The 22,485-nt window shown below is 74.4% G+C and carries 21 protein-coding genes; 11 read left to right on the top strand and 10 right to left on the bottom strand.

All coding sequences use genetic code 11. From position 1 onward, the window contains the following. Positions 1 to 2: 2 nt before the first annotated feature. A complete protein-coding gene (locus tag AB0469_RS12590; protein WP_366451308.1) occupies positions 3 to 851 on the bottom strand; it encodes a class I SAM-dependent methyltransferase in 849 nt (282 codons plus the stop codon). 371 nt (positions 852 to 1,222) lie between these two features. On the opposite strand from AB0469_RS12590, the gene rpsA reads away from it, so the two are divergent. From rpsA to AB0469_RS12570, 4 genes are all read left to right on the top strand, one after another. Beyond that, positions 1,223 to 2,737, top strand: a complete 1,515-nt coding sequence (gene rpsA, locus AB0469_RS12585) for a 30S ribosomal protein S1 (protein WP_042812805.1) — start codon at positions 1,223 to 1,225, stop codon at positions 2,735 to 2,737. Positions 2,738 to 2,997: 260 nt separating this feature from the next. Next, positions 2,998 to 3,936: a PAC2 family protein gene (locus AB0469_RS12580; RefSeq protein WP_042812804.1), complete on the top strand. Its 939-nt coding sequence runs from the start codon at positions 2,998 to 3,000 to the stop codon at positions 3,934 to 3,936. A gap of 56 nt (positions 3,937 to 3,992) precedes the next feature. Continuing rightward, positions 3,993 to 4,619, top strand: coding sequence for a dephospho-CoA kinase (gene coaE, locus AB0469_RS12575; protein ID WP_366451307.1), 627 nt, complete (start codon positions 3,993 to 3,995; stop codon positions 4,617 to 4,619). A gap of 82 nt (positions 4,620 to 4,701) precedes the next feature. Further along, on the top strand, positions 4,702 to 5,106 hold the full coding sequence (locus AB0469_RS12570) for a tetratricopeptide repeat protein (RefSeq protein WP_366451306.1): 405 nt from the start codon (positions 4,702 to 4,704) through the stop codon (positions 5,104 to 5,106). Positions 5,107 to 5,382: 276 nt separating this feature from the next. Here AB0469_RS12570 and AB0469_RS12565 read toward each other — a convergent pair whose 3' ends face one another. After that, positions 5,383 to 5,643, bottom strand: a complete 261-nt coding sequence (locus AB0469_RS12565; RefSeq protein ID WP_366451305.1) for a DUF6343 family protein — start codon at positions 5,641 to 5,643, stop codon at positions 5,383 to 5,385. A 159-nt stretch (positions 5,644 to 5,802) separates the two neighbouring features. On the opposite strand from AB0469_RS12565, the gene AB0469_RS12560 reads away from it, so the two are divergent. Both AB0469_RS12560 and AB0469_RS12555 read left to right on the top strand, forming a co-directional pair. Next, positions 5,803 to 8,625: a DEAD/DEAH box helicase gene (locus AB0469_RS12560; protein ID WP_366451304.1), complete on the top strand. Its 2,823-nt coding sequence runs from the start codon at positions 5,803 to 5,805 to the stop codon at positions 8,623 to 8,625. Continuing rightward, on the top strand, positions 8,622 to 9,827 hold the full coding sequence (locus tag AB0469_RS12555) for an SWIM zinc finger family protein (protein WP_366451303.1): 1,206 nt from the start codon (positions 8,622 to 8,624) through the stop codon (positions 9,825 to 9,827). Before AB0469_RS12560 ends, AB0469_RS12555 begins: the two co-directional genes overlap by 4 nt. Here AB0469_RS12555 and AB0469_RS12550 read toward each other — a convergent pair. Further along, positions 9,808 to 10,356, bottom strand: a complete 549-nt coding sequence (locus AB0469_RS12550) for a hypothetical protein (protein WP_366451302.1) — start codon at positions 10,354 to 10,356, stop codon at positions 9,808 to 9,810. The two genes, AB0469_RS12555 and AB0469_RS12550, sit on opposite strands and share 20 nt — an antisense overlap. A 126-nt stretch (positions 10,357 to 10,482) precedes the next feature. Between AB0469_RS12550 and AB0469_RS12545 the strand changes: the two genes are divergently transcribed. Beyond that, positions 10,483 to 11,169, top strand: coding sequence for a chaplin (locus tag AB0469_RS12545; RefSeq protein ID WP_366451300.1), 687 nt, complete (start codon positions 10,483 to 10,485; stop codon positions 11,167 to 11,169). On the opposite strand, the gene AB0469_RS12540 is transcribed toward AB0469_RS12545, so the two are convergent. Further along, positions 11,162 to 11,821 (bottom strand): DUF2293 domain-containing protein, encoded by a 660-nt coding sequence (locus tag AB0469_RS12540; protein ID WP_366451299.1) that lies wholly within the window; start codon positions 11,819 to 11,821, stop codon positions 11,162 to 11,164. The genes AB0469_RS12545 and AB0469_RS12540 overlap by 8 nt on opposite strands. A 154-nt stretch (positions 11,822 to 11,975) precedes the next feature. Here AB0469_RS12540 and AB0469_RS12535 point away from each other — a divergent pair, with 154 nt between their 5' ends. Next, positions 11,976 to 12,473: a hypothetical protein gene (locus AB0469_RS12535; RefSeq protein WP_366451298.1), complete on the top strand. Its 498-nt coding sequence runs from the start codon at positions 11,976 to 11,978 to the stop codon at positions 12,471 to 12,473. On the opposite strand, the gene AB0469_RS12530 is transcribed toward AB0469_RS12535, so the two are convergent. Next, positions 12,437 to 13,882 (bottom strand): WGR domain-containing protein, encoded by a 1,446-nt coding sequence (locus AB0469_RS12530; protein ID WP_366451297.1) that lies wholly within the window; start codon positions 13,880 to 13,882, stop codon positions 12,437 to 12,439. The genes AB0469_RS12535 and AB0469_RS12530 overlap by 37 nt on opposite strands. Positions 13,883 to 13,975: 93 nt before the next feature. On the opposite strand from AB0469_RS12530, the gene AB0469_RS12525 reads away from it, so the two are divergent. Then, complete coding sequence (locus AB0469_RS12525; RefSeq protein ID WP_366451296.1) at positions 13,976 to 14,614, top strand: uridine kinase; 639 nt, start codon at positions 13,976 to 13,978, stop codon at positions 14,612 to 14,614. A gap of 59 nt (positions 14,615 to 14,673) precedes the next feature. Here the strand turns inward: AB0469_RS12525 and AB0469_RS12520 are convergent, their stop codons facing one another. Both AB0469_RS12520 and AB0469_RS12515 read right to left on the bottom strand, forming a co-directional pair. After that, positions 14,674 to 15,567 carry a PfkB family carbohydrate kinase gene (locus tag AB0469_RS12520; RefSeq protein WP_366451295.1) on the bottom strand — a complete coding sequence of 298 codons (894 nt, stop codon included), beginning with the start codon at positions 15,565 to 15,567 and terminating at the stop codon, positions 14,674 to 14,676. After that, positions 15,564 to 16,496, bottom strand: a complete 933-nt coding sequence (locus tag AB0469_RS12515) for a pseudouridine-5'-phosphate glycosidase (protein ID WP_366451294.1) — start codon at positions 16,494 to 16,496, stop codon at positions 15,564 to 15,566. Before AB0469_RS12515 ends, AB0469_RS12520 begins: the two co-directional genes overlap by 4 nt. A gap of 159 nt (positions 16,497 to 16,655) precedes the next feature. Here AB0469_RS12515 and AB0469_RS12510 point away from each other — a divergent pair, with 159 nt between their 5' ends. Continuing rightward, positions 16,656 to 17,030, top strand: coding sequence for a cupin domain-containing protein (locus AB0469_RS12510; protein WP_366451293.1), 375 nt, complete (start codon positions 16,656 to 16,658; stop codon positions 17,028 to 17,030). Here AB0469_RS12510 and AB0469_RS12505 read toward each other — a convergent pair. From AB0469_RS12505 to AB0469_RS12495, 3 genes are all read right to left on the bottom strand, one after another. Continuing rightward, entirely contained in the window at positions 17,020 to 18,270 is a 1,251-nt protein-coding gene (locus AB0469_RS12505) for an MFS transporter (protein WP_366451424.1), read from the bottom strand. The two genes, AB0469_RS12510 and AB0469_RS12505, sit on opposite strands and share 11 nt — an antisense overlap. A gap of 277 nt (positions 18,271 to 18,547) precedes the next feature. After that, on the bottom strand, positions 18,548 to 19,111 hold the full coding sequence (locus tag AB0469_RS12500; protein WP_366451292.1) for a methylated-DNA--[protein]-cysteine S-methyltransferase: 564 nt from the start codon (positions 19,109 to 19,111) through the stop codon (positions 18,548 to 18,550). Between the two features lie 51 nt (positions 19,112 to 19,162). After that, positions 19,163 to 20,065 (bottom strand): glycerophosphodiester phosphodiesterase family protein, encoded by a 903-nt coding sequence (locus tag AB0469_RS12495; RefSeq protein ID WP_366451291.1) that lies wholly within the window; start codon positions 20,063 to 20,065, stop codon positions 19,163 to 19,165. A gap of 267 nt (positions 20,066 to 20,332) precedes the next feature. On the opposite strand from AB0469_RS12495, the gene uvrB reads away from it, so the two are divergent. Next, positions 20,333 to 22,474, top strand: coding sequence for an excinuclease ABC subunit UvrB (uvrB, locus tag AB0469_RS12490; protein ID WP_366451290.1), 2,142 nt, complete (start codon positions 20,333 to 20,335; stop codon positions 22,472 to 22,474). Positions 22,475 to 22,485: the final 11 nt, after the last annotated feature.

The raw sequence follows: 22,485 nt of genomic DNA, 5'->3' as shown, positions 1-22,485 counted from the left end.
GCTCAGTCCCGCTCGCACACGAAGACGGCCGTGCCCGGGATCAGGCTGCCGCGCAGCGGGGACCAGCCGCCCCACTCCTGGGCGTTCCACTCCGGCCACTCCGGCTCCACCAGGTCCAGCAGCCGGAAGCCGCCGGCGACCACGTCCCGGACGCGGTCGCCGAGGGTGCGGTGGTGCTCGACGTAGACGGCGCGGCCCTGCTCGTCCTGCTCGACGTACGGGGTCCGGTCGAAGTAGGAGGCGGACACGGACAGCCCCTCGGGGCCGGGCTCGTCGGGGAAGGCCCAGCGGATCGGGTGGGTGACGGAGAAGACCCAGCGCCCGCCGGGGCGCAGCACGCGGTGCACCTCGCGCATGACGTTGACCGGGTCGGCGACGAAGGGGACGGCCCCGTACGCGGAGCAGGCCAGGTCGAAGGAGCCGTCGCGGAAGGGCAGCCGGCCCGCGTCGGCCTCCACGAGGGGGACCTCGCCGCCGATGCGCAGGGCGTGCTGGAGCTGGCGGTGCGAGAGGTCCAGGGCCACCGGGCGGGCGCCCCGCGCGGCGAGCCAGCGCGAGCACTGGGCGGCGCCGGCGCCGATCTCCAGGACGTCCTTGCCCTTGAGGGAGGCGGCGGGGCCCAGGAGCGCGGCCTCCTCCTCGTCCAGGCCCTCGGGCCCCCAGACGAAGCGGTCGTCGCCCAGGAACGCGCCGTGCTCGCTCTGGTACTCGTCGGCGTTGCGGTCCCACCAGCCGCGGCTCGCGCGGCTGCTCTCCGCCTCCCCGGCCTCGCGCCGGGTGGCCTCGGCGTCGTCCTCGTACGCGTCCTCGCCCTCGGGCGCGTCTTCGGGGGCGTAGTCCTCTTGGTTCATGGGGCCCGTCGTCGTAGTCTGCGGATGGCTGGTAGTGCACCCGGACGGCTGAAAATTCGTGCGGATCGCTCATCAGGGCGTTCCCGCCCACGAATTGTGCCGGTTATGAGGTGATCCGCCCGCGGTGTGCGCCTTCGCGCATTGACCCTGTCCGGCTGCCCCCGTATGCTACAAGTTGCGCTGCGAGCCTGTGCTCCTCAGACATAGCAGGCTGCGCTTGCATCTGTTGAATGTCCCCTCGGTTTTCGAGGCCCCTACCCCTTGCGGGGATGGGCTTCCTTGGCTGTCCGGCTTCATCGGCAGATGCCGATAAGGGCTCCCGGCGTAGCAGTACCTACGACTTTCTGTCCGTAACCGGAGCCCTTTCCCACATGACGAGCAGCACCGAGACCACCGCCACCACCACTCCGCAGGTAGCGGTCAACGACATCGGTAACGCGGAAGCCTTCCTGGCCGCGATCGACGAGACGATCAAGTACTTCAACGACGGCGACATCGTCGACGGCGTCATCGTGAAGGTCGACCGGGACGAGGTCCTGCTCGACATCGGTTACAAGACGGAAGGCGTGATCCCGAGCCGCGAGCTCTCGATCAAGCACGACGTCGACCCGAACGAGGTCGTCAAGGTCGGTGACGAGATCGAGGCCCTGGTTCTCCAGAAGGAGGACAAGGAAGGCCGCCTGATCCTGTCCAAGAAGCGCGCTCAGTACGAGCGTGCCTGGGGCACGATCGAGAAGATCAAGGAAGAGGACGGCATCGTCACCGGTACCGTCATCGAGGTCGTCAAGGGTGGTCTCATCCTCGACATCGGCCTCCGCGGCTTCCTCCCGGCCTCCCTGGTCGAGATGCGTCGCGTCCGCGACCTCCAGCCCTACGTGGGCAAGGAGCTCGAGGCGAAGATCATCGAGCTGGACAAGAACCGCAACAACGTGGTCCTGTCCCGCCGTGCCTGGCTCGAGCAGACCCAGTCCGAGGTCCGCCAGACGTTCCTCACCACCCTGCAGAAGGGTCAGGTCCGCTCCGGCGTCGTCTCCTCGATCGTCAACTTCGGTGCCTTCGTGGACCTGGGCGGCGTCGACGGCCTCGTCCACGTCTCCGAGCTGTCCTGGAAGCACATCGACCACCCGTCCGAGGTCGTCGAGGTCGGTCAGGAAGTCACCGTCGAGGTCCTCGACGTGGACATGGACCGCGAGCGCGTCTCCCTGTCGCTGAAGGCGACCCAGGAGGACCCGTGGCAGCAGTTCGCCCGTACGCACCAGATCGGCCAGGTCGTCCCGGGTAAGGTCACCAAGCTGGTTCCGTTCGGTGCGTTCGTCCGCGTGGACGAGGGCATCGAGGGTCTGGTCCACATCTCCGAGCTGGCCGAGCGCCACGTGGAGATCCCGGAGCAGGTCGTCCAGGTCAACGACGAGATCTTCGTCAAGGTCATCGACATCGACCTCGAGCGTCGCCGGATCTCGCTGTCCCTCAAGCAGGCCAACGAGTCCTTCGGTGCCGACCCGGCGTCGGTCGAGTTCGACCCGACCCTGTACGGCATGGCCGCGTCCTACGACGACCAGGGCAACTACATCTACCCCGAGGGCTTCGACCCCGAGACCAACGACTGGCTCGAGGGCTACGAGACCCAGCGCGAGACGTGGGAGCGCCAGTACGCCGAGGCGCAGGTCCGCTTCGAGCAGCACCAGGCGCAGGTCATCAAGAGCCGCGAGGCCGACGAGGCCGCTGCCGCCGCGGGCGAGACCGCCCCGGCCGCCGGTGGCAACGCCGGTGCGGGCATCTCCGGTGGCTCCTACTCCTCCGAGGGTGCGGACGAGACCTCCGGCGCCCTGGCGTCCGACGAGGCCCTGGCCGCGCTCCGCGAGAAGCTGGCCGGCGGCCAGAGCTGATCGCAGCGCAGCGTGCACCACGCTCCGGCGTGAGGTGAGCTGAACGGCGAGGCCCGTCCCCTTCGGGGGGCGGGCCTCGTCGCATTGCCGGAACCTCCCCGTCGGGGAAGGGGGCCCTTCCGGGGAGGGGCCCGTTCGGGATGGGGCCCGTCCGGGGAGGGGGGCTTGTCGCATTCCCGTGAATCCGGCCAACTGGGGAATGGCGGGGCGTCCTTGGACGTTCCCAGCAGAGAACACGGCGAGAGGGAGGAGTGGTGACGGTGCTTGATCCACAGGGTCTGTACGAATGGGACGCCAAGGGTCTGGCGGTGGCCGACGTGGCGCTCGCCCAGGACTCGGCCGGACTGGTCATGCTCTACCACTTCGAGGGGTACATCGACGCCGGCGAGACCGGGGAGCAGATCGTCGAACGGCTCCTGGACACCCTGCCCCACCAGGTGGTGGCCCGCTTCGACGCCGACCGGCTGGTCGACTACCGCGCCCGCCGCCCGCTGCTGACCTTCCAGCGCGACCACTGGTCGGAGTTCGAGGAGCCCCGGCTGGAGGTCCGCCTCGTCCAGGACGCCACGGGCGCGCCCTTCCTGCTGCTGTCGGGTCCCGAGCCGGACGTGGAGTGGGAGCGCTTCGCCGTCGCCGTCCGCCAGATCGTCGAACGGCTCGGCGTGCGCCTCTCGGTCAACTTCCACGGCATCCCCATGGGCGTCCCGCACACCCGGCCCGTCGGCATCACCCCGCACGGCAACCGCACCGACCTCATGCCCGGCCACCGCAGCCCCTTCGACGAGGCGCAGGTCCCGGGCAGCGCGGAGTCGCTGGTCGAGTTCCGCCTCGGCCAGGCCGGGCACGACGTGCTCGGCGTCGCGGCGCACGTCCCGCACTACGTCGCCCGCTCCCCGTACCCCGACGCGGCGCTCACCGCGCTGGAGGCGATCACGGCCGCGACCGGACTGGTCCTGCCGGCCGTCGCCCACGCCCTGCGCACCGAGGCGCACCGCACGCAGACGGAGATCGACCGGCAGATCCGCGAGGGCGACGAGGAGCTCGTCAGCCTGGTCCAGGGTCTGGAGCACCAGTACGACGCCGCCGCCGGGGCCGAGACCCGCGGCAACATGATCGCCGAACCGGCCGAGATCCCGACGGCGGACGAGATCGGCCGCGAGTTCGAGCGGTTCCTCGCCGAGCGCGAGGGCGAGGCGTAGCAGGACCGGGGGATGCGGCCGGAGCCGTCCGGGGGAGGGGCGCTAGGGTGCTGGGTATGCTGAAGGTGGGCCTGACAGGCGGAATCGGTGCCGGCAAGAGCGAGGTCTCGCGGCTGCTGGCGGGGTACGGGGCGGTCGTCGTGGACGCCGACCGGATCGCGCGGGAGGTCGTGGAGCCCGGTACGCCCGGCCTCGCGGCCGTGGTGGAGGCCTTCGGGGACGCCGTCCTGACCGCCGACGGAACGCTCGACCGGCCGAAGCTGGGGGCGATCGTCTTCGCGGACCAGGAGAAGCTCCGGACCCTGAACGCGATCGTGCACCCGCTGGTCGGGGCCCGGTCCGCCGAGCTGGAGCGGGCGGCGGGAGCCGGCGCGATCGTGGTCCACGACGTACCTCTCCTCACCGAGAACGGCCTCGCGCCGCTGTACGACCTGGTCGTCGTCGTGGACGCCGCCCCCGGGACGCAGCTGGCCCGGCTGACCGCCCTGCGCGGGATGACCGAGGAGGAGGCCCGGGCCCGGATGGCCGCCCAGGCCACCCGGGAGCAGCGGCTGGCCGTGGCCACGCTGGTGATCGACAACGACGGCCCGCTGGAGGCGCTGGAGCCCCAGGTCCGCCGGGTGTGGGAGCAGCTCACCGCCCGGGCCGCCGCGCACGCGGAGTCCGGGGCTCCGGCGGAGTAGCCGGGCGGCGCCCCCGGGTGACGGGGAACAACCGCGGAGCGCAAGCGCGTTGAGGGCGTGCGCAGAGGGAAGGAGACACACTGTGCCCGACACCACGCCCACGCCGCCGTCCCCGCCGGAGTCCTCCGGCCCCCCGAGCCCCGAGACCCACGTCATCGACTACAGGGCCGCCGAGCAGCTGCTCGCCGCCCGCGACCCGCGCGGCGCGGTCCGGCTGCTGGACTCCGTCATAGCCGCCCACCCGGAGAACACCGCGGCCCGGCTGCTGCGGGCCCGGGCCTACTTCCTGGCGGCCCAGCTGCGGCCCGCGCAGCTGGAGTTCGAGCTGGTCCTGGAGCGGGAGCCGGACAACGCCTTCGCCCACTTCGCGCTGGCCCGCACCCACCAGCGATCCGGCCGGCACGAGCAGGCCCGCCGCCACTTCCGGCTCGCCGCCGCCCTCGACCCCCGGCCGGAGTACCTGGCCGCGGCCGGCTTCGAGGGCTGAGACACCGGGCGCCGCGGATCCGCCGGGAGCCTGCGGCCCGGCGCCGCGGCGGGTCGGGACCGGTGCCCCGGCCCGTGCGGGCCTCACGCGGAGCGGTCCGGTGCCGCGGTGGCCGGTGCGGGCGCTCGGCCCGTGCGGGCTTCACGTGCAGCGGTCCGGCGGGGGCGGTCGTCGGCGGTGGGGCGGCGGTCCGGCGGGGCCTGCCGTCCGCGGTGGGGCCGGGTTCCTGGGCGCCCCTGTCCGGAGCCGCCCGCCCCGAGGCCGGGCTGTCGCTCGTCAGCGGCTGCGCGGGGGTTCGTACGGGGGGACGTCCCGGCCCGGCTGGTAGTGCGGTCCCTGGTGGATGTGCCGCACCACGACCGCCAGGTCCACGGCGGCCAGCACCGCCAGCGCCGCGCAGGCCGCGGCCCACCCGGGCCGTTCGGCCAGCGAGAACACGGCCGCCCCGGCGGCGGCCCAGACCAGCCCCCACAGACTCAGCCAGAACCGCAGCCGCAGCGGACTGCGGGCGGTCAGGGGTTCGTTTCCGGTGCGCATGGTCGTCCCTCACCCGACGGAGACCTCCCTTCCATGGTCGCACGCCCTGCGTGCCCCGCGTATGCCCAGGTCAGCGGCGTTGTCAGTGGCCACGCCTAGACTCGGCGGCAGTGGATCCGCGATGACCGGGCGGAGCCGAGCACCAGGGAGGGGGACCCCGTGACCACGCAGCCGCCGCCGCAGCCCCTGCTGCGCCGGGCCGCCGTGTTCCTGCCCGCGGCCGTCCCCCGCGAGGGGCGGATCGCCTTCTGGTGCCCCGAGGGAGAGCCGCTGCCCGAGGGCGCCGGGACCGCGCATCCGCTCCAGGTGGTGCGGCCGCACGGCTCCGGGATCCGCACCCGTACCGTGCCCGCCGTGTCCCTGCCCGTGGCCGAGGCCCTGCCCCTGCTGGTACGGGCCGCCCGCAGCCCGGCCGCCCATCCCGCCACCCGCGCCTGGGGCACCGCCGCCGTCCAGGCACTGGTGCTCGCCGCCCGGGGCCGCCTGCTGCCCGGGCTCACCCCCGACGGGGTCGACGCATGGCGCGCGGGGCCGCTCGACGCCGATGACGTCGGGTACCTGCGCGCCGTCGCCGCCGCCCTGCCGTACGAGGGGTACGCCACCCCGCTCGCCGGGCGCCGCCCGCTGGCGCTGCCCGAACCGCAGGCCCTGGTCCGGGCCTTCCTCGACGCCGTCGCCGACACCCTGCCCCGCACTCCCGCCGCGCCGTTCGCGGCCGGCCCGCCCTTCGCCGCGGCGGAGCCGCAGCCCGTGCCCGGGATACAGGAGTGGGCCGCGCAGGTCGCGGCCGGCGCCGATGCCGGGGTGGGGATCTCGCTGCGCCTCGACCTGTCCGCCTTCCGCCTGTTCGACGAGGCCGCGCCGGAGGACGTCCGCCGCGCCGGGGCCGCCGTGGTCCAGGTGCACAGCCTCGCCGACCCGACCCTGGTGACCGACGCCGCGCAGCTGTGGGCGGGGGCCGCCGCGTCCGGGTTCGGGCCGCGCGCCCGGATCGACGCCGTGCTCGCGCTGCGCCGGGCCGGCCGGGTCTGGCCGCCGCTGCTGCGCCTGCTCGACCAGCCCGTGCCCGACGCCCTGGCCCTGTCCGACCCGGAGCTCGAAGACCTGCTGGGCGCCGCCGCGACCCGGCTGGAGCGGGTCGGGGTCGTGGTCCACTGGCCGCGCGAGCTGGCCCGTACCCTGACCGCGACCGCCGCCGTCCGGCAGGCCGCGCCCGGCTCCGCCATCGACGGCACCGCCTTCTTCGACGCCGCCGGGCTGTTCGCGTTCTCCTGGGAGCTCGCCCTGGGCGGGGACCGGCTCACCCCGTCGGAGATGGACGCCCTCGCCCAGGCCCACCGGCCGGTGGTGCGGCTGCGCGACCAGTGGGTGCGGGTCGATCCCGAACTGGTGCGCAAGGCGCGCAAGCGGGAGCTGGGACTGCTGGACCCGGTGGACGCGCTGGCCACCGTACTGACGGGGACGGCCGAGGTCGACGGGGAGACGGTGGAGGCCGTCCCGGTGGGGGCCCTGGCCGCGCTGCGGGACCGGCTGGCGGGCGAGCCCGGCCCGATGGTGGCGCCGGCGGGGCTGAAGGCGGTGCTGCGGGACTACCAGCTGCGCGGTCTGGCCTGGCTGGACCTGATGACCTCGCTCGGACTGGGCGGGTGCCTGGCCGACGACATGGGCCTGGGCAAGACCGTCACGCTGATCGCGCTGCACCTGCACCGGGCCCGTCCGGAACCCACGCTGGTGGTGTGCCCGGCCTCGCTGCTGGGGAACTGGCAGCGGGAGATCGAGAAGTTCGCGCCGGGCACGCCCGTGCGCCGCTTCCACGGCGGGGACCGCAGCCTGGACTCCCTCGGGGGCGGCTTCGTCCTCACCACCTACGGGACCATGCGGGCCTCGGCCGCGCGGCTGGCCGCCCAGGGCTGGGGACTGGTCGTCGCCGACGAGGCGCAGCACGTCAAGAACCCGCACTCGGCGACCGCGAAGGCGCTGCGCACGATCCCGGCCCCGGCGCGGGTGGCCCTCACCGGCACCCCCGTCGAGAACAACCTCTCCGAGCTGTGGGCCCTGCTCGACTGGACCACGCCCGGGCTGCTCGGTCCGCTCACCACCTTCCGCGCCCGGCACGCCCGCCCGGTGGAGCACCAGGCCGAGGAGGACGGGGGCAACGAGGCCGCCGTCGCCCGGCTGGCGGCGCTGGTGCGGCCGTTCCTGCTGCGCCGCAGGAAGTCCGACCCCGGCATCGCGCCCGAGCTGCCGCCGAAGACCGAGACCGACCATCCGGTGTCCCTGACCCGGGAGCAGGTCTCGCTCTACCAGGCGGCGGTGGAGGAGGCGATGGCCGTGATCGAGGGGAGCGAGGGCATCGAGCGGCGCGGCATGATCATGAAGCTGCTGGCCTCGCTCAAGCAGATCTGCAACCACCCCGCCCAGTACCTGCGGGAGGCCGATCCGCGCATCCCGCACCGCTCGGGCAAGCTCGCCCTGCTCGACGAGCTCCTGGACACCATCCTGGCCGAGGGCGGCTCGGTCCTGGTCTTCACCCAGTACGTGACGATGGCCCGCATCCTCGAACGCCACCTCGCCGCCCGCGGCGTCCCCACCCAGCTGCTGCACGGAGGCACCCCCGTACCCCGCCGCGAGGAACTCGTCGACCGCTTCCAGTCCGGCGAGGTCCCCGTCTTCCTGCTCTCCCTCAAGGCCGCCGGGACCGGCCTCAACCTCACTCGGGCCGGCCACGTCGTCCACTACGACCGCTGGTGGAACCCGGCCGTCGAGGAGCAGGCCACCGACCGCGCCTACCGCATCGGCCAGACCCAGCCCGTCCAGGTCCACCGCATCATCGCCGAAGGCACCGTCGAGGACCGCATCGCCGAACTCCTCGAAACCAAGCGCGCCCTCGCCGACGCCGTCCTCGGCTCCGGCGAGGCCGCCCTCACCGAGCTCGGCGACCGGGAGCTGGCCGACCTCGTCTCCCTGCGGAGGCCGGCATGATCACCGCGCGGGAGGACCGCCGCCGCACCTTCGAGACCGTGCCCGCCGGGGCCGAGGCCGCCACCTGGTGGGGCCGGGCCTGGGTGCGCGCCCTGGAGGAGCGCGCCCCGGACGCGGCCCGCCTCGCGCGCGGCCGCGCCTACGCCGCCGAGGGCCACGTCGACGCGGTCACGGTCACCCCCGGCCGGATCGTGGCCTACGTCCGCGGCAGCAAGGCCCGCCCGTACCGCACGGAGCTGGCCCTGGCCGCCTTCACCGACGCCGAGTGGGCCGAGGTGCTGGAGGACGTGGCGGCCGATCCCGCCGCCCTGGCGGCGCTGCTGGAGCGGGAGGTCCCGCAGTCCCTCGCCGGGCGGATCCTGCCCGGCGCGGGCGAACTCACCGCCCGCTGCTCCTGCCCGGACCCCGCCCGCCCGCCCTGCAAGCACGCCGCGGCCCTCTGCTACCGGGCGGCCCGCCTCCTCGACACCGACCCGTTCGTCCTGCTGCTCCTGCGCGGCCGGGGCGAGCGGGAGCTCCTCGACGACCTCGCCCGCCGCAACGCCGCCCATGCCGCGCGGGAACGGCCCGACGCCGTACCGGACTTCCCCGGCGTCCCGGCCCGCGCGGCGGCGGCCCGTACCTTCCTGCCCCCGCTGCCCGCCCCGCTCGCCGCACCCGCCGTGGCGGGCCAGCCGCCCGTCTATCCCGCCGACCCGGCGGCCCCGGACCCGCTGGCGCTGGAGCAGCTCGCCGGCGACGCCGCCGCCCGCGCCCTGGCCCTGCTCACCACGGGCGAGGACCCGATCGGCGGGCTCGGCCTCTGGCAGGACGCCGTCCGGCTGGCCTCCGCGCACCCCACGGCCGGCCTCACCGGAGCCGCCCGCGCCCTCTACCGGGACCTGGCCCGGGCCACCGGGCGGACCACCACCGACCTGGCCCGGGCCGCCGCGGCCTGGCGGCAGGGGGGCCTGCCCGCGCTCACCGTCCTCGACGAGCCGTGGGACCCGCCGGCCGGCCCCTTCGACCGGGCCCGTCCCAGCCTGCTCGCGGCCGGCCTGGGCTCCTTCCGTCCCGAGCGCAACCGCCTCACGGACCGCACCCGCCAGCTGCGGCTGGGTCGCGAGGGCCTCTGGTACGCGTACGAGTGCCGCCCGGGGACGGACGACTGGTGGCCCACCGGCCGGCCGTCCCCGGACCCGGTCAGCGCCCTGCGGGGGTGAGCCCGGCCGCCCAGGAGGACAGGGCGGTGAAGTCCCGGTCGCGCAGGCCGTGACGCGGGTGGACGCGCAGCAGGAGGGCCGGGGCCGGATGGTGCGCGCGGACCCAGGCCCGGTCCTGCGGGGTGATCATGTCGTCGACCCAGGCGAAGGGCCGGCCGGCCGCCCAGTCGAGCAGGTGCCGGGTCTTCCAGGAGAGGCCGTCCGGGTCGCGGGCGAAGAGCTCGGGCCAGTCGACGACGGGGAGGTCGGCGGGCAGCCCGATGTGCGGGGCGATCAGGGTGTTGGCCTGGTGCGTCCAGGCGGTGGCCCAGGCGAGTTCGAAGGGCAGGGCCAGCAGCCGGGCGCCGTGCGCGGGGTGGAGGCGTACCCGCACGCCGCGCCGCGCCCGCCGGGACTCCGGGTCGCGGTAGGAGAGCCAGACGTCCGGGCGCATCCGGTGGCTGGTGTAGCCGCGCAGACCCGCGGAGAGGGACCGGAAGGGGTTGAGCGGGCCGTCCACGTCCAGCAGGAGCAGGGGGCGTTCAGTCATGAAGTAGGCACTACCCAGTACACAATGGAGTGAAATGCCTACCGGCTCTATAACCCGAACGGGTCTACCGCGTTGTCTCCGGTACGGGCGCGACGCCCTGAAACCCTCCGGAAGGCAGGAAAACTGATGCGTCACAGTCGTCGGAACGGCTTGATCGCGGCGATGGTCGCGGGCGGCGGCCTGGCGGTGGCGGGGGTGGGCCTCGCCCACGCCGACGCCGACGCGGGCGGATCCGCCGAGCGGTCGCCGGGGCTGCTCTCGGGGAACCTGGTGCAGCTGCCGGTGCACGTCCCGGTCAACGCGTGCGGGAACACCGTGAACGTGGCCGGAGTCCTCAACCCCGCCGCGGGCAACCGCTGTACCAACGCGGCCCCGGACGGCGGCCGCCCCGGTCCGGGGCCCGCCCGTCCGGCCAGCCCCGGATCCGTCCAGGGGGGAGGGGCCGTCGCGCAGGGCGGTGCGAAGGGATCGCCGGGGCTGCTGTCGGGCAACGGCATCCAGCTCCCCGTGGACCTCCCGCTCAACGTCAGCGGGAACTCGGTCAACGTCGTCGGCGTCGGCAACGCCTCCCACGGGAACAGCTCCGTGAACGTCGAGACCCCCACCGGAGCCAAGCCGCCCCAGCCCGTGCCGCCGGTGACCGAGCGGCCGGCCACCCCGCCCCCGACCGCGCCGGCCGCCCCGTCCCTGCCGCCCGGCGACACCTCGGCCCTCGCCCACACCGGCTCCGACGGCCTCGGCTACCTGCTGCCCGGCAGCGGCGCCCTCCTCCTCGGCGGAGTGCTCCTCTACCGCCGCTTCCGCGTCAGCTGACGGGGCCCGCGCGCCAGCCGTCGAGGATCGCATCGATCCGCGCCGCCAGCCGGGCACGGGCCTCGAACCGGTGCACCCCGGCCATCAGCAGCGCGTCGTACTCGGTGTCGGTGTGCCGCACGGCCGCGCGGACCGCCATCGACACCGCCTGCCCGTCCAGGGCCCGGCCGGCCGCGGTACGCCCCACCCGCCCGCTGCCGCGCACCGAGGCGTGGGCGGCGATCGCCCGCGCCCGCTCGGGCGGACAGCCGGGGAACAGGCGGAGTATCTCGGCGGCGAAGGCCGCCGTGAACCGTACGTCCTCGGCCGCGCGGCGGCGGCGGTCGCGCTCCCTGCGCCGGGCCCTGGCGTCGGCGTCGGCGAGGCAGGCCCGCTCGGCGCGGGCCAGCGCGGCGTCCTCGACCAGCAGGCCCTGGCGCTCGTAGCGGCGACGTCCCCGGTGCCGGCGCACCACGACGGCCGACAGCGAACTCGCCTCCCGCGCCCTGCGGGTGAGCGCCGCGTCGCCGCGCGGCAGGTACACGAGGTGCCCGAGATCGGCGCAGTCCAGGCAGCGCGGCACACCGGCCTCGCGGACGAGGCGGCGCAGGGGGCCCTGTCGGCACTCGGCGCAGTGGATCGGCTTCTGTGACTCGAAGACGACGAGACTCATGCCGTTGTGATACCGCCGACCGGGTCCTCTATCACCTTGCGGGGATGGGTTGTTGGTTATTCCGAAAATCTGTCCCGACCTTGTGACCTCGGCCTAGCGTCACCCGGTGCGGGCCGTGGTGAGCCCGTGGAGGAGAGCGCAGGGAGGACAGCGCATGGGCGGACGGCAGGCCACGGCGGAACGGCGCCCGAGAACCGGGTTCCCGGCGGACCTCACGGGCCGGGAGGTCGTCATCGCACCCGGCGGCTGTACGGGCTGGCACTACCACCTCGTCCCGCTGATCGCGGTCGTCGCCTCGGGCACCCTCACCCGGATCCTGTCCGACGGCACCGTCGAGGTCCACCCCGCAGGGGCCGCCTTCGTCGAACCCGAAGGCCACGACCACGTCCACCTCGGCCGCAACCTCGGCACCGCACCCGTCGTCCTCCACATCACCTGCGGTCTCGCCGACGACCAGCCCTGGGCCGTACCCGCGCCGACCCCGCCCGGCGCCACCCCCTGCGACTGCCCGGACCACACCTCCGCGACGGCCCCCGCGCACCCGCGGGCCGTGCCGTGGAGACCCCCGTCCACCACGACACCGCCCGCGGGCCGCGGGCCCGGCGGCCCGACGGGTCAGACCAGCCGGCGTATCTCCCCGCGCACCCGGTAGAAGCCACCGGTCGCCGCGTGCAGGCCGTCCACCACGTACCGGGCCCCGGCCTCCCGTATCCCGCGCGGGAACTGCACGTTCCAGCTCGGTTCGAAGCCGTCCGACACCACCTGCACCCGCATCCGCCCGCCCACCTGCACGCACTCGACCACGACACCGCCCGAGGGGACCGAGGCGACCGAGACCGTCGCCACCGCAGCCGCCGAGGCCGCCGGGGTGAAGACCGGCAGCGCCGCGGCGGACTTCACGTCCACCGCCGCCGGCACGGACCCCTGCTGGGCCGCCGCGATCGCCGCCTCGCTCGCGTCCACGCACACCAGCGAACCGTCCGTCGTGACCAGGTAGAGCCGCTCGTCGAGGTACTGCATCGACAGCGCGGACCCGCCGCCGGTGCCCAGCTTCCACAGCCGCCGCCCGTCGGCGTCGAAGCAGTACACCGAGGACGAGGAGTCACCGGCGAACACGTGGCGGCCGTCCGGCGAGGTGGCGCACGAGTACACGGCCGCGTCGCACGGGTACGAGGCCTCGACCGCGCCCGTCGCCTTCGACAGGCGCTGCACGGTGTTGCGCACCGTGCCCGCGTACACCGCGTCCTGCTCCTGCCAGCCGAACAGCACCCCGCCGGGCGTCCTGGTGTGCCACAACTGGCCCGTGCCGTCGGCCGCGTAGGCCGTCACACCGCCGCTGTGGCCGTGGTACACCGCCCGCTCGTCCGCCCGGACCATCCAGGCGCCCGCGCCGGCGGACCTGCGCGACCACTGGTGCTCGTCCTCGTGGTCGATGACCGTCAGGCCGCCGTTCGCGTCGGAGACGTTGAGCACGCCCTCGTGGATGTCGAGCCAGTAGATGTCGACATCGGCCGCTATCCCGTACGCCGCGAACGGCACCTTCGACGACAGGTCGTACACCGTGCCGTCGTCGCAGCCCGCGTAGATCCAGAACTCGTCCGCGACCAGGCACTTCACCCCGTCCGGCAGCGAGTAGCGGGCGAGCACCTCGCCGCCGTGGCTCACCGTGTAGACGTCTCCGGCCTGGTTGCCGACCCAGCAGCGGTCCTCGTCCACGTGGATGCCGAAGGCCGCGGAGCCGGTGCGGAAGCGCCACAGCACCGGCGCCACCGCGCGGGCCGTCGACGGCGCCGAGGCCACCTGGCGGCGGGTCACCGGCCGCGCGGCCCGAGCCCCCCGCACCGCCGGGGCGTACCCCTTGCGGACCTTCTCGCCGACCTTCTTGGCCGCGGCCGCCCGGGCCTTCTCCACGGTCGGGAACGACGAGCTCTGGAGCTGCCCGGCCGCGCCGATGCGGCCGTAGCGCACGGAGACGAGGACGCCGTCCACCGTCACCTCGTAGAACTTGTGCGCCGCGCCGTCCTCCTGCGACAGCTCCAGGTACGTCGTCTCCCGAGCCATGACAGACCCCTCCCCAAAGAGTCGGGCCGCCGGCTCCTGTTCACCGGTGATCCCTCGTGAAAAACGCTAAGCGCGACCACTGACAATGGGCCCGTGAAGCTCGAAGCGATCACCTGGCAGCGGATGGCCGAGCGGCTCGCCGGCCACCTCGGCGCGCCCCCGGAGGGCGGTGCGTGGCACCGCGTGGGCATCGACGGTGCGCCGGCGGCCGACACCGGGGTCCTGGCCGGTGAACTGGCCGACGCCCTGCGGCTGCGCGGCCGGTCGGTGCAGGTGGTGGCGGCCGGGGGGTTCCTGCGGCCGGCGTCCCTGCGGTTCGAGTTCGGCCGGGAGGACGTGGACGCCTACCTCGGCGGCTGGTACGACACCGGCGCGCTGTGGCGCGAGGTCTTCGCGCCGACGGACCCGGGCGGCAGCGGCCGGGTCCTGCCGGACCTGTGGGACCCGGTGACCGACCGCGCGACCCGCAGCCCGTACGCCGAACTCCCCCCGGGCGGGGCCCTGATCGTGCACGGCCCGCTGCTGCTGGGCCACTGGTTCCCCTTCGACCTGAGCGTGCACGTCAGCCTCTCGGAGGGGGCGCTGGCCCGGCGCACGCCCCCCTCCGAGCGCTGGACCCTGCCGGCGTTCGCCCGCTACGCACGGGAGACGGACCCGGCGTCGGCGGCGGACGTCCTGGTCCGCGCGGATGACCCCCGCCACCCGGCCTGGACCGGCCTCCCCGACGGCTAGGCCGTGTCTTTCGCGTCAGCCCGGATCGGCCCCCTGCGGCCGGCGGGGCCGGGAGGGGCTCAGGGGCGGCCGCCCAGGCGGGTCACCGCGCGGGCCGCCGCGCGGCAGCCCGCGCGGGTGGCCTCCGCCGGGGCGGCGCCCGACAGGCGGGCGGCCAGGAAGCCTCCGGTGAACGCGTCGCCCGCCCCCGTGGTGTCCACCGCGTCCGCGGGCTCCGCCTCGACCTCCGCCGTGATCCGCCCGCCCTCGGCGACGAGCGCACCGCCCGTGCCCCGCGTCACCACCACCAGCGGCACCCGCCGGCTGAGGGCCTCCGCGGCCCGGGCCGTGTCCGCCGAGCCGGCCAGCAGCCGGGCCTCGTCCTCGTTCGGCAGGAGGATCCCGGCCCCCGCCACCGCCGTCAGGAAGGCCTCGGGGCCCAGTTCGGCGAGGAACCCCGCCGACGCCGGGTCCACGCTGACCGGCACCCCCCGCGTCCGGGCGGCCCGCAGCGCGACCAGGGCCAGCTCCCGGCTCGGTTCGGCGAAGAACAGGTAGCCGGACAGGTGGAGGTGGGCCGCGCCGTCCAGCAGCGCGGGCGCCCAGTCGGCGGGGCACAGCCGCAGGGAGGCCCCGCTGTCGGTCAGGAACGTCCGCTCCGCGTCCTCCCCGACCAGCGCCACGACCGTTCCGGTGGGCTCGGCCGGGTCCACCACCAGCCGGGGCCGTACCCCGGCGTCGACCAGTGCCCGCTCGTGCCAGCGCGCGGACTCGCAGCCCACGCGGGCGAGGAGCCGCACCTCGGCGGTGCCCGTACGGGCCGCCCAGCAGGCCGCGTTGGCGCCGGCGCCGCCGGGCAGGGTGCGGATGCGGGCGGCGGTGTCGGTGGCCGGGGCGAGGGGCTCCCGGTGCACCGCCACCACGTCCGTGACCACGTCCCCGACGACCAGCAGCGCACCCGGTGCCCCCGTCACGCCCGGTCCGCCCAGGCCCCGGCGATCCGGGCCCCGAGGCGCACGTTGCCCCGTACCGCCGCCAGGTTCGCCTCCAGCGAGGCCCCGCCGGTCGCCCGTACCAGGAACCCCAGCAGGAACGGGGTCACCGCCTGTCCCGTGATCCCGCGCTCCCGGCACTCGGCCAGCGCCTGCGCCAGGACGCGGTCGTGGAGGCCGGGGTCCAACTGCTCCTCCACCGGGACGGGGTTGGCCACCACCAGGGCGGATCCGGGCCCGCCCACGGCGTCCTGGGCGGCCATCACCTCCGCCACCTCCTCCGGGCGCTCCACCGTCCAGTCCACCGGCTCGCCGGAGTCGGCCAGGTAGAACCCGGGGAAGCGGTCCGTCCGGTAGCCGACGACCCCGACGCCGAGCGTCTCCAGCCGCTGGAGCGTGGCGGGGACGTCCAGGATCGACTTCACCCCCGCGCACACCACCGTGATCCGGGTGCGCGCCAGCAGCGACAGGTCCGCCGACTCGTCCTGGGTCTGCGTGAACTCCCGGTGCACGCCGCCCAGTCCGCCCGTGGCGAAGACCCGCAGGCCGGCCCGCGCGGCCAGGAGGGCCGTCGCCGAGACCGTCGTCGCGCCCGTGGCACCCGCCGCGAGGGCCGGGGCGAGGTCGCGGTGGCCGAGCTTGCGCACGCCCCCGCCCGCCGCGATCCGTTCCAGGCGGGCCTTGTCCAGGCCCGCGTACGCCACCCCGTCGAGGACCGCCACCGTCGCGGGGACCGCACCCTCCGCCCGTACGAGGTCCTCCAGTTCCAGGCCCACCTCGAGGTTGCGGGGCCGGGGCAGGCCGTGCGCGATGATCGTCGACTCCAGGGCGACGACGGGCCGGCGCGCGGCGAGCGCCTCGCGCACCTCGTCCGACAGGACCGGGACCTCGGATGCTCTGTGCTGTGGCATGTCCCCATCCATGGCACGGGAGGCGGACCCCCAAACGCGCCCCTCCCCACGTCGGCGCGAAGCCGCCCTCATGGCTCGACGGAGTGACGTGTGTGCCGCGTCCGCGCTGGACGCTCTGATCACCCCGCAGCGGGTGCGGCCGCCCTAGGCTGGCGCACCATGAGCACCAGTGACCACAACGCCCCCGCCTCCTTCGCCCTTTCCGTCGCGGACGTCCCCGACGGCGAGCTGGAGGCCGAGGACCTCGACCCCGCGCAGATCGTCTCCGGCAGCCCGGTGGTGACGGGGAAGGTGCTCTGGGAGTCCGAGGACGGCTCCCAGATCCGGGGCATCTGGCAGATCACCCCCGGGGTGGTCACCGACACCGAGGCCGACGAGCTGTTCGTGGTCGTCAGCGGCCGCGCCACCGTCGAGGTCGAGGGCGGGGCGACGCTGGAGCTGGCCCCCGGATCGGCCTGCGTGCTGCGCGAGGGCGACCGGACCACCTGGACGGTCCACGAGACGCTGCGCAAGGCCTACCACATCAACCTCTGACGTCCCCCTGCGGCGCGGCGGCCACCGGGTGGCGCCGGGCGGTGAACAGGGCCAGCGCCGCCATCGGCAGCAGCAGCGAGGCACCGATGGCGTTGAGCCACCCGTAGCCGGCCCGGGACATGACCAGGCCGGCGGCCGCACCGCCGAGGCCGGCCGCCGCGTTCATCGTCAGGTCGCTCAGACCCTGTACGGCGGCCCGCGAGGGCTGCGGCACCGAGTCGGTCAGCAGCGCCGAGCCGGAGACCATGCCGGCCGACCAGCCCAGGCCGAGCAGGAAGAGGCCGGCGGCGCTCTGCGCGTGGTTGCCGGCGGCGGTGCCGGCCAGCAGGGCGGCGAGCGAGAGCAGCCCGGCGGCGAGGCCGATCACGGAGAACCTGCCGAGCCGGTCGGCGAGCCAGCCCATGACGGGCGAGAAGGCGAACATGCCCGCGATGTGCCCGCTGATCACCAGCCCGACCAGCTTCAGGCCGGCGCCGTGGTGGCCGAGGTCGACCGGGGTCATCACCATGATCGAGACCATGGTGGTGTGCGACACCGCGACGGTGAGCAGCGCCAGCCGCGCCCGCGGCGAGGCCTTGACGGCCGCGAGCCCGGCGCGCAGCGAGCGGCTCTGGCGGGTCTCCTCGCCGGGCGCCGCCAGCGCCCGGGCGGTCAGCAGCGGGTCCGGACGCAGCAGGGCGGCGAGCAGGGTGCCGGTGAGGACGAAGACGGCGGCGGCCCAGACGAAGGGCCCCGCCGTCTGGGGTATGGAGGTGCCGGCGAAGCTGTCGCTGGCCGGGGCGGAGAGGTTGGGGCCGAGCACCGCGCCGATCGTGGAGGCCCAGACCACCACCGAGATCGCGCGGGCCCGCCGGTCGGGGGCGGCGAGGTCGGCCGCCGCGAAGCGGGCCTGGAGGTTGGCGGAGGAGGCGGCGCCGAAGGCGGCCATGCCGAGCATGAGCAGCGGGAAGCTCTTCACCGAGGCGGCCAGGACGACGAGGCCCGCCCCGAGCGTGCCGATCGCGTAGCCCGCCGTCAGCCCCGCCCGGCGCCCGCGGGCGGTCGTCAGGGCGGCGAGGGGCAGGGAGACCAGGGCGGTACCGATCACCGCGGCGGTGGAGGCGAAGCCGGACAGGGCCTCGGTGCCGCTGATCTCGGTGGCCAGCACGGGGGCCAGGGCGATGCTGATCGGCACGCCCAGGCCGCCCAGCATCTGCCCGGCGATCAGGACCGTGGAGATCCGGCGCTGGATGCGGGGCAGCTCCGCCGCGGAGACGGGCGGGGCGGCCTGCGCCGTGGCGGAGGACGCCGCGGGCGGGGATCCGGGGGAGGCCGTCACGCCGGACACCCCCGTCGCGGGCGTGCGGGCGGGACGGGTCGGGCGGGACCGTACGCGGTGGGGCCGCAGGCGGCAGCAGTAGTCACCGCCGCAGTGTCCCACCCCTTACCGCCCGGGGGAACCGGGTAAAGCCGGACGGCGGGGACCCCGACGGAAGGGCCCGCCGGCGGAGCCGGGAGCAGGGTCCGGAGGGGACGGCCTAGAACAGGGGCCGCGGGAGGACGCCCTCCAGTGCGAGGAGGGTCCGCTTGGCCTCCAGCCCGCCCCCGAAGCCCCCGATGCCGCCGTCGTTCTCCACCACGCGGTGGCAGGCCACCACCAGCGGCAGCGGATTGGAACCCATGGCGTTGCCCACGGCCTGGGCCGCCCCCGGCTGCCCGACCCGGGCGGCCAGCTCGCCGTACCCGACCACCGACCCGTAGGGCACCGACCGGTCGAGCTCCAGCAGCACCTGGCGGTTGAACCCGGAGCTGAGCCGCCAGTCCAGGGGCAGGTCGAAGCGGCGCAGCGTCCCGGCGAAGTACGCCTCCAGCTGGCGTATCGGCTCCGCCAGCAGCACCTCCCGGCCCGGGTCCGGCCGCCAGGCGTCCGCGCCGAGCCGGGAGACCAGCGCTTCGACCATCCGGCCGACCCGGTCGGGCCCGGCGTGGAACTCCACCCGGACCAGACCCTCGGGGGTCGCGGCCAGGAGCAGGGGACCGATCTCGCTGGGGAGGACGGTCCATTCGAGGTGCGGCCCGCGGGGCCGCTGGGTGCTGTCCACGCCTCCACGGTACGGCTCCCCGCCGACAGCCCCGCACGCCGAGGCGTCGGCCTAGTAGCCGCCCACCGCCCCCTGTACGACGTCCGGGGCGTTCGTGATGATGCCGTCCACCCCCATCTCCCGGACCTTCCGGGCCGTGGGCGCGTCGTCCACGATCCAGGTGTCCACCTCCATCGCCTTGCCGTGCGCCCCCCGCAGCCGGTGCACCGCCGCCACCCAGTCGGCCGAGATCGTCGTGTGCCACGGGTTGATCCGGTCGGTGAACTCGGCGTACCGGGGCAGGTCGGCCACGGCCGGGGTGCCCAGGAAGGCCGTGACCAGGTCGGGGCGCAGGCGGTGCACGGTGCGCACGGAGTCCGCGCTGAAGCTCTGCACCACCAGCCGGCGCGCGACGTGCTGCGCGTCCAGCCAGCCGGTCTCCTCCAGGACCTTCAGGGTCTGCTCCTCGATCCCCGGATAGAGCTCCGGCTTCTTGATCTCCAGCAGCAGCCGCTGGCGGTTGTCCTGGACCCGCTCCATGTACTGGCGCAGGGTCGGCACCCGGGCGCCGGCGAAGCGCGGGGAGAACCAGCTGCCCGCGTCCAGCCGGGCGATCTCCGCCGCCGTGAAGTCCTTGACCCGCCAGGGCTTGCGGTCGGGGAAGACCTGCTCGGCGTCGGTGGTGCGGGCCAGGGTGTCGTCGTGGATCACCACCAGCTCGCCGTCCCTGGTCCGCTGGACGTCGTTCTCGACCCAGTCGAAGCCCAGCCGCATCGCCAGGTCGATCGCTTCGAGGGTGTTCTCCGGGGCGTACGCGGAGGCCCCCCGGTGGGCGTACACGGTGGGGCCCAGGAGCCCCGCCGAGCCCGGCGCGGATCCGGGACCGGCGGAGGCCGGCGCCGTCCCGCCCAGCACGGTCAGGGTGAGGCCCAGGAAGGCGGCGGCTGCCGCGGCGGCGGCGGATCGGACGTACATGTGCGTTCTCCTCGGGTCGTGAGCCCTGTTCCCGCGTCAGACGGATGCGGAGCGGCAGATGTTGTGGCTGTGCACTTCACGGCGGAGCGTTCACCGCGATCATGGGCTCGAAGATCACACGGACGCCACCGAACTACGACAAACGGACCAGAAAGGAGGAGGCCGCTCCGTCCGACGGGCCCGCCGGCTCCCGGGGGGGGCTCCCCGGAGGGGCGCGGGGCGTCGTGCGGGCGCCCGAGTGTCAGTGGGGGGCCGTACGGTGGAGTCATGCGGCCCGTATCGAAGATCGAACGAACGGTGGCGCCTTTCGAGGTCGTCAGCCCCTACCAGCCCAGCGGCGACCAGCCGGCGGCCATCGCCGAGCTGGAGAAGCGCATCCGCGCGGGTGAGAAGGACGTCGTCCTGCTGGGTGCGACCGGCACCGGCAAGTCGGCGACCACCGCCTGGATGATCGAGAAGCTCCAGCGCCCGACCCTGGTGATGGCGCCGAACAAGACCCTCGCCGCCCAGCTGGCGAACGAGTTCCGCGAGCTCCTGCCGAACAACGCCGTCGAGTACTTCGTGTCGTACTACGACTACTACCAGCCCGAGGCCTACGTTCCGCAGTCGGACACCTACATCGAGAAGGACTCCTCGATCAACGAGGAGGTGGAGCGGCTGCGCCACTCCGCGACCAACTCGCTGCTCACCCGGCGCGACGTGATCGTCGTCGCCTCCGTGTCCTGCATCTACGGCCTCGGCACCCCGCAGGAGTACGTGGACCGGATGGTCCCGCTCAAGGTCGGCGAGGAGATCGACCGGGACCGGCTGCTGCGCCGCTTCGTCGACATCCAGTACACCCGCAACGACGTGGCCTTCACCCGGGGGACCTTCCGGGTGCGCGGCGACACCATCGAGATCTTCCCGGTCTACGAGGAACTGGCCGTCCGCATCGAGATGTTCGGCGACGAGATCGAGGCGCTCTCCACCCTGCACCCGCTGACCGGCGAGGTCATCAGCGAGGACCGCGAGCTGTACGTCTTCCCCGCCAGCCACTACGTCGCCGGCCCCGAGCGCATGGAGAAGGCGATCACCGGCATCGAGGCGGAGCTGGCCGAGCGCCTCGCCGAGCTGGAGAAGCAGGGCAAGATGCTGGAGGCCCAGCGCCTGCGCATGCGCACCACCTACGACCTGGAGATGATGCGCCAGATCGGCTCCTGCTCCGGCATCGAGAACTACTCGCTGCACATGGACGACCGCGAGCGCGGCTCCGCGCCCAACACGCTCATCGACTACTTCCCCGAGGACTTCCTCCTCGTCATCGACGAGTCGCACGTCACCGTGCCGCAGATCGGCGCGATGTACGAGGGCGACGCCTCGCGCAAGCGGACCCTGGTCGACCACGGCTTCCGGCTGCCGTCCGCGCTGGACAACCGGCCCCTGAAGTGGGAGGAGTTCCAGGAGCGCATCGGCCAGACCGTCTACCTGTCGGCCACTCCCGGCACCTACGAGCTCTCGCGCGCCGACGGCTTCGTCGAGCAGATCATCCGCCCCACCGGCCTCGTCGACCCCGAGGTCGTCGTCAAGCCCACCGAGGGCCAGATCGACGACCTGGTGCACGAGATCCGCCGGCGGGTGGAGAAGGACGAGCGCGTCCTGGTCACCACCCTCACCAAGAAGATGGCCGAGGACCTCACCGACTACTTCCTGGAGCTCGGCATCCAGGTCCGCTACCTGCACAGCGACGTCGACACCCTGCGCCGCATCGAGCTGCTGCGCGAGCTGCGCTCCGGCGAGTACGACGTCCTGGTCGGCATCAACCTCCTGCGCGAGGGCCTCGACCTGCCCGAGGTCTCGCTGGTGGCGATCCTCGACGCCGACAAGGAGGGCTTCCTGCGCTCCGGGACGTCCCTCATCCAGACCATCGGCCGCGCCGCGCGCAACGTCTCCGGCCAGGTCCACATGTACGCGGACAAGATCACCCCCGCGATGGAGAAGGCCATCGAGGAGACCAACCGGCGCCGCGAGAAGCAGATCGCGTACAACACGGCCAACGGGATCGACCCGCAGCCGCTCCGCAAGAAGATCAACGACATCGTCGCCACCATCGCCCGCGAGGAGCTCGACACCGAGCAGCTGCTCGGCACCGGCTACCGGCAGACCAAGGACGGCAAGGGCGCGAAGGCCCCGGTCCCGGCGCTCGGCGCGGCCGCCCCGGCCAAGGCCGGCAAGGGGGCCAAGGGCGCCAAGGGCGCCGAGGTGCTCACGGACCGCCCCGCCGCCGAACTGGCCGCCCTCATCGAGCAGATGACCGAGCGGATGAGGGGAGCGGCCGCCGAGCTCCAGTTCGAGGTCGCAGCCCGCATCCGGGACGAGGTGGGCGAGCTCAAGAAGGAGCTCCGGCAGATGCGGGAAGCGGGCCTCGCCTGACCCGTGGCCGG

Source organism: Streptomyces sp. NPDC093801, from assembly GCF_040701585.1.
GTDB lineage: Bacteria > Actinomycetota > Actinomycetes > Streptomycetales > Streptomycetaceae > Streptomyces.
This window is presented reverse-complemented; position numbering and strand designations above follow the sequence as displayed.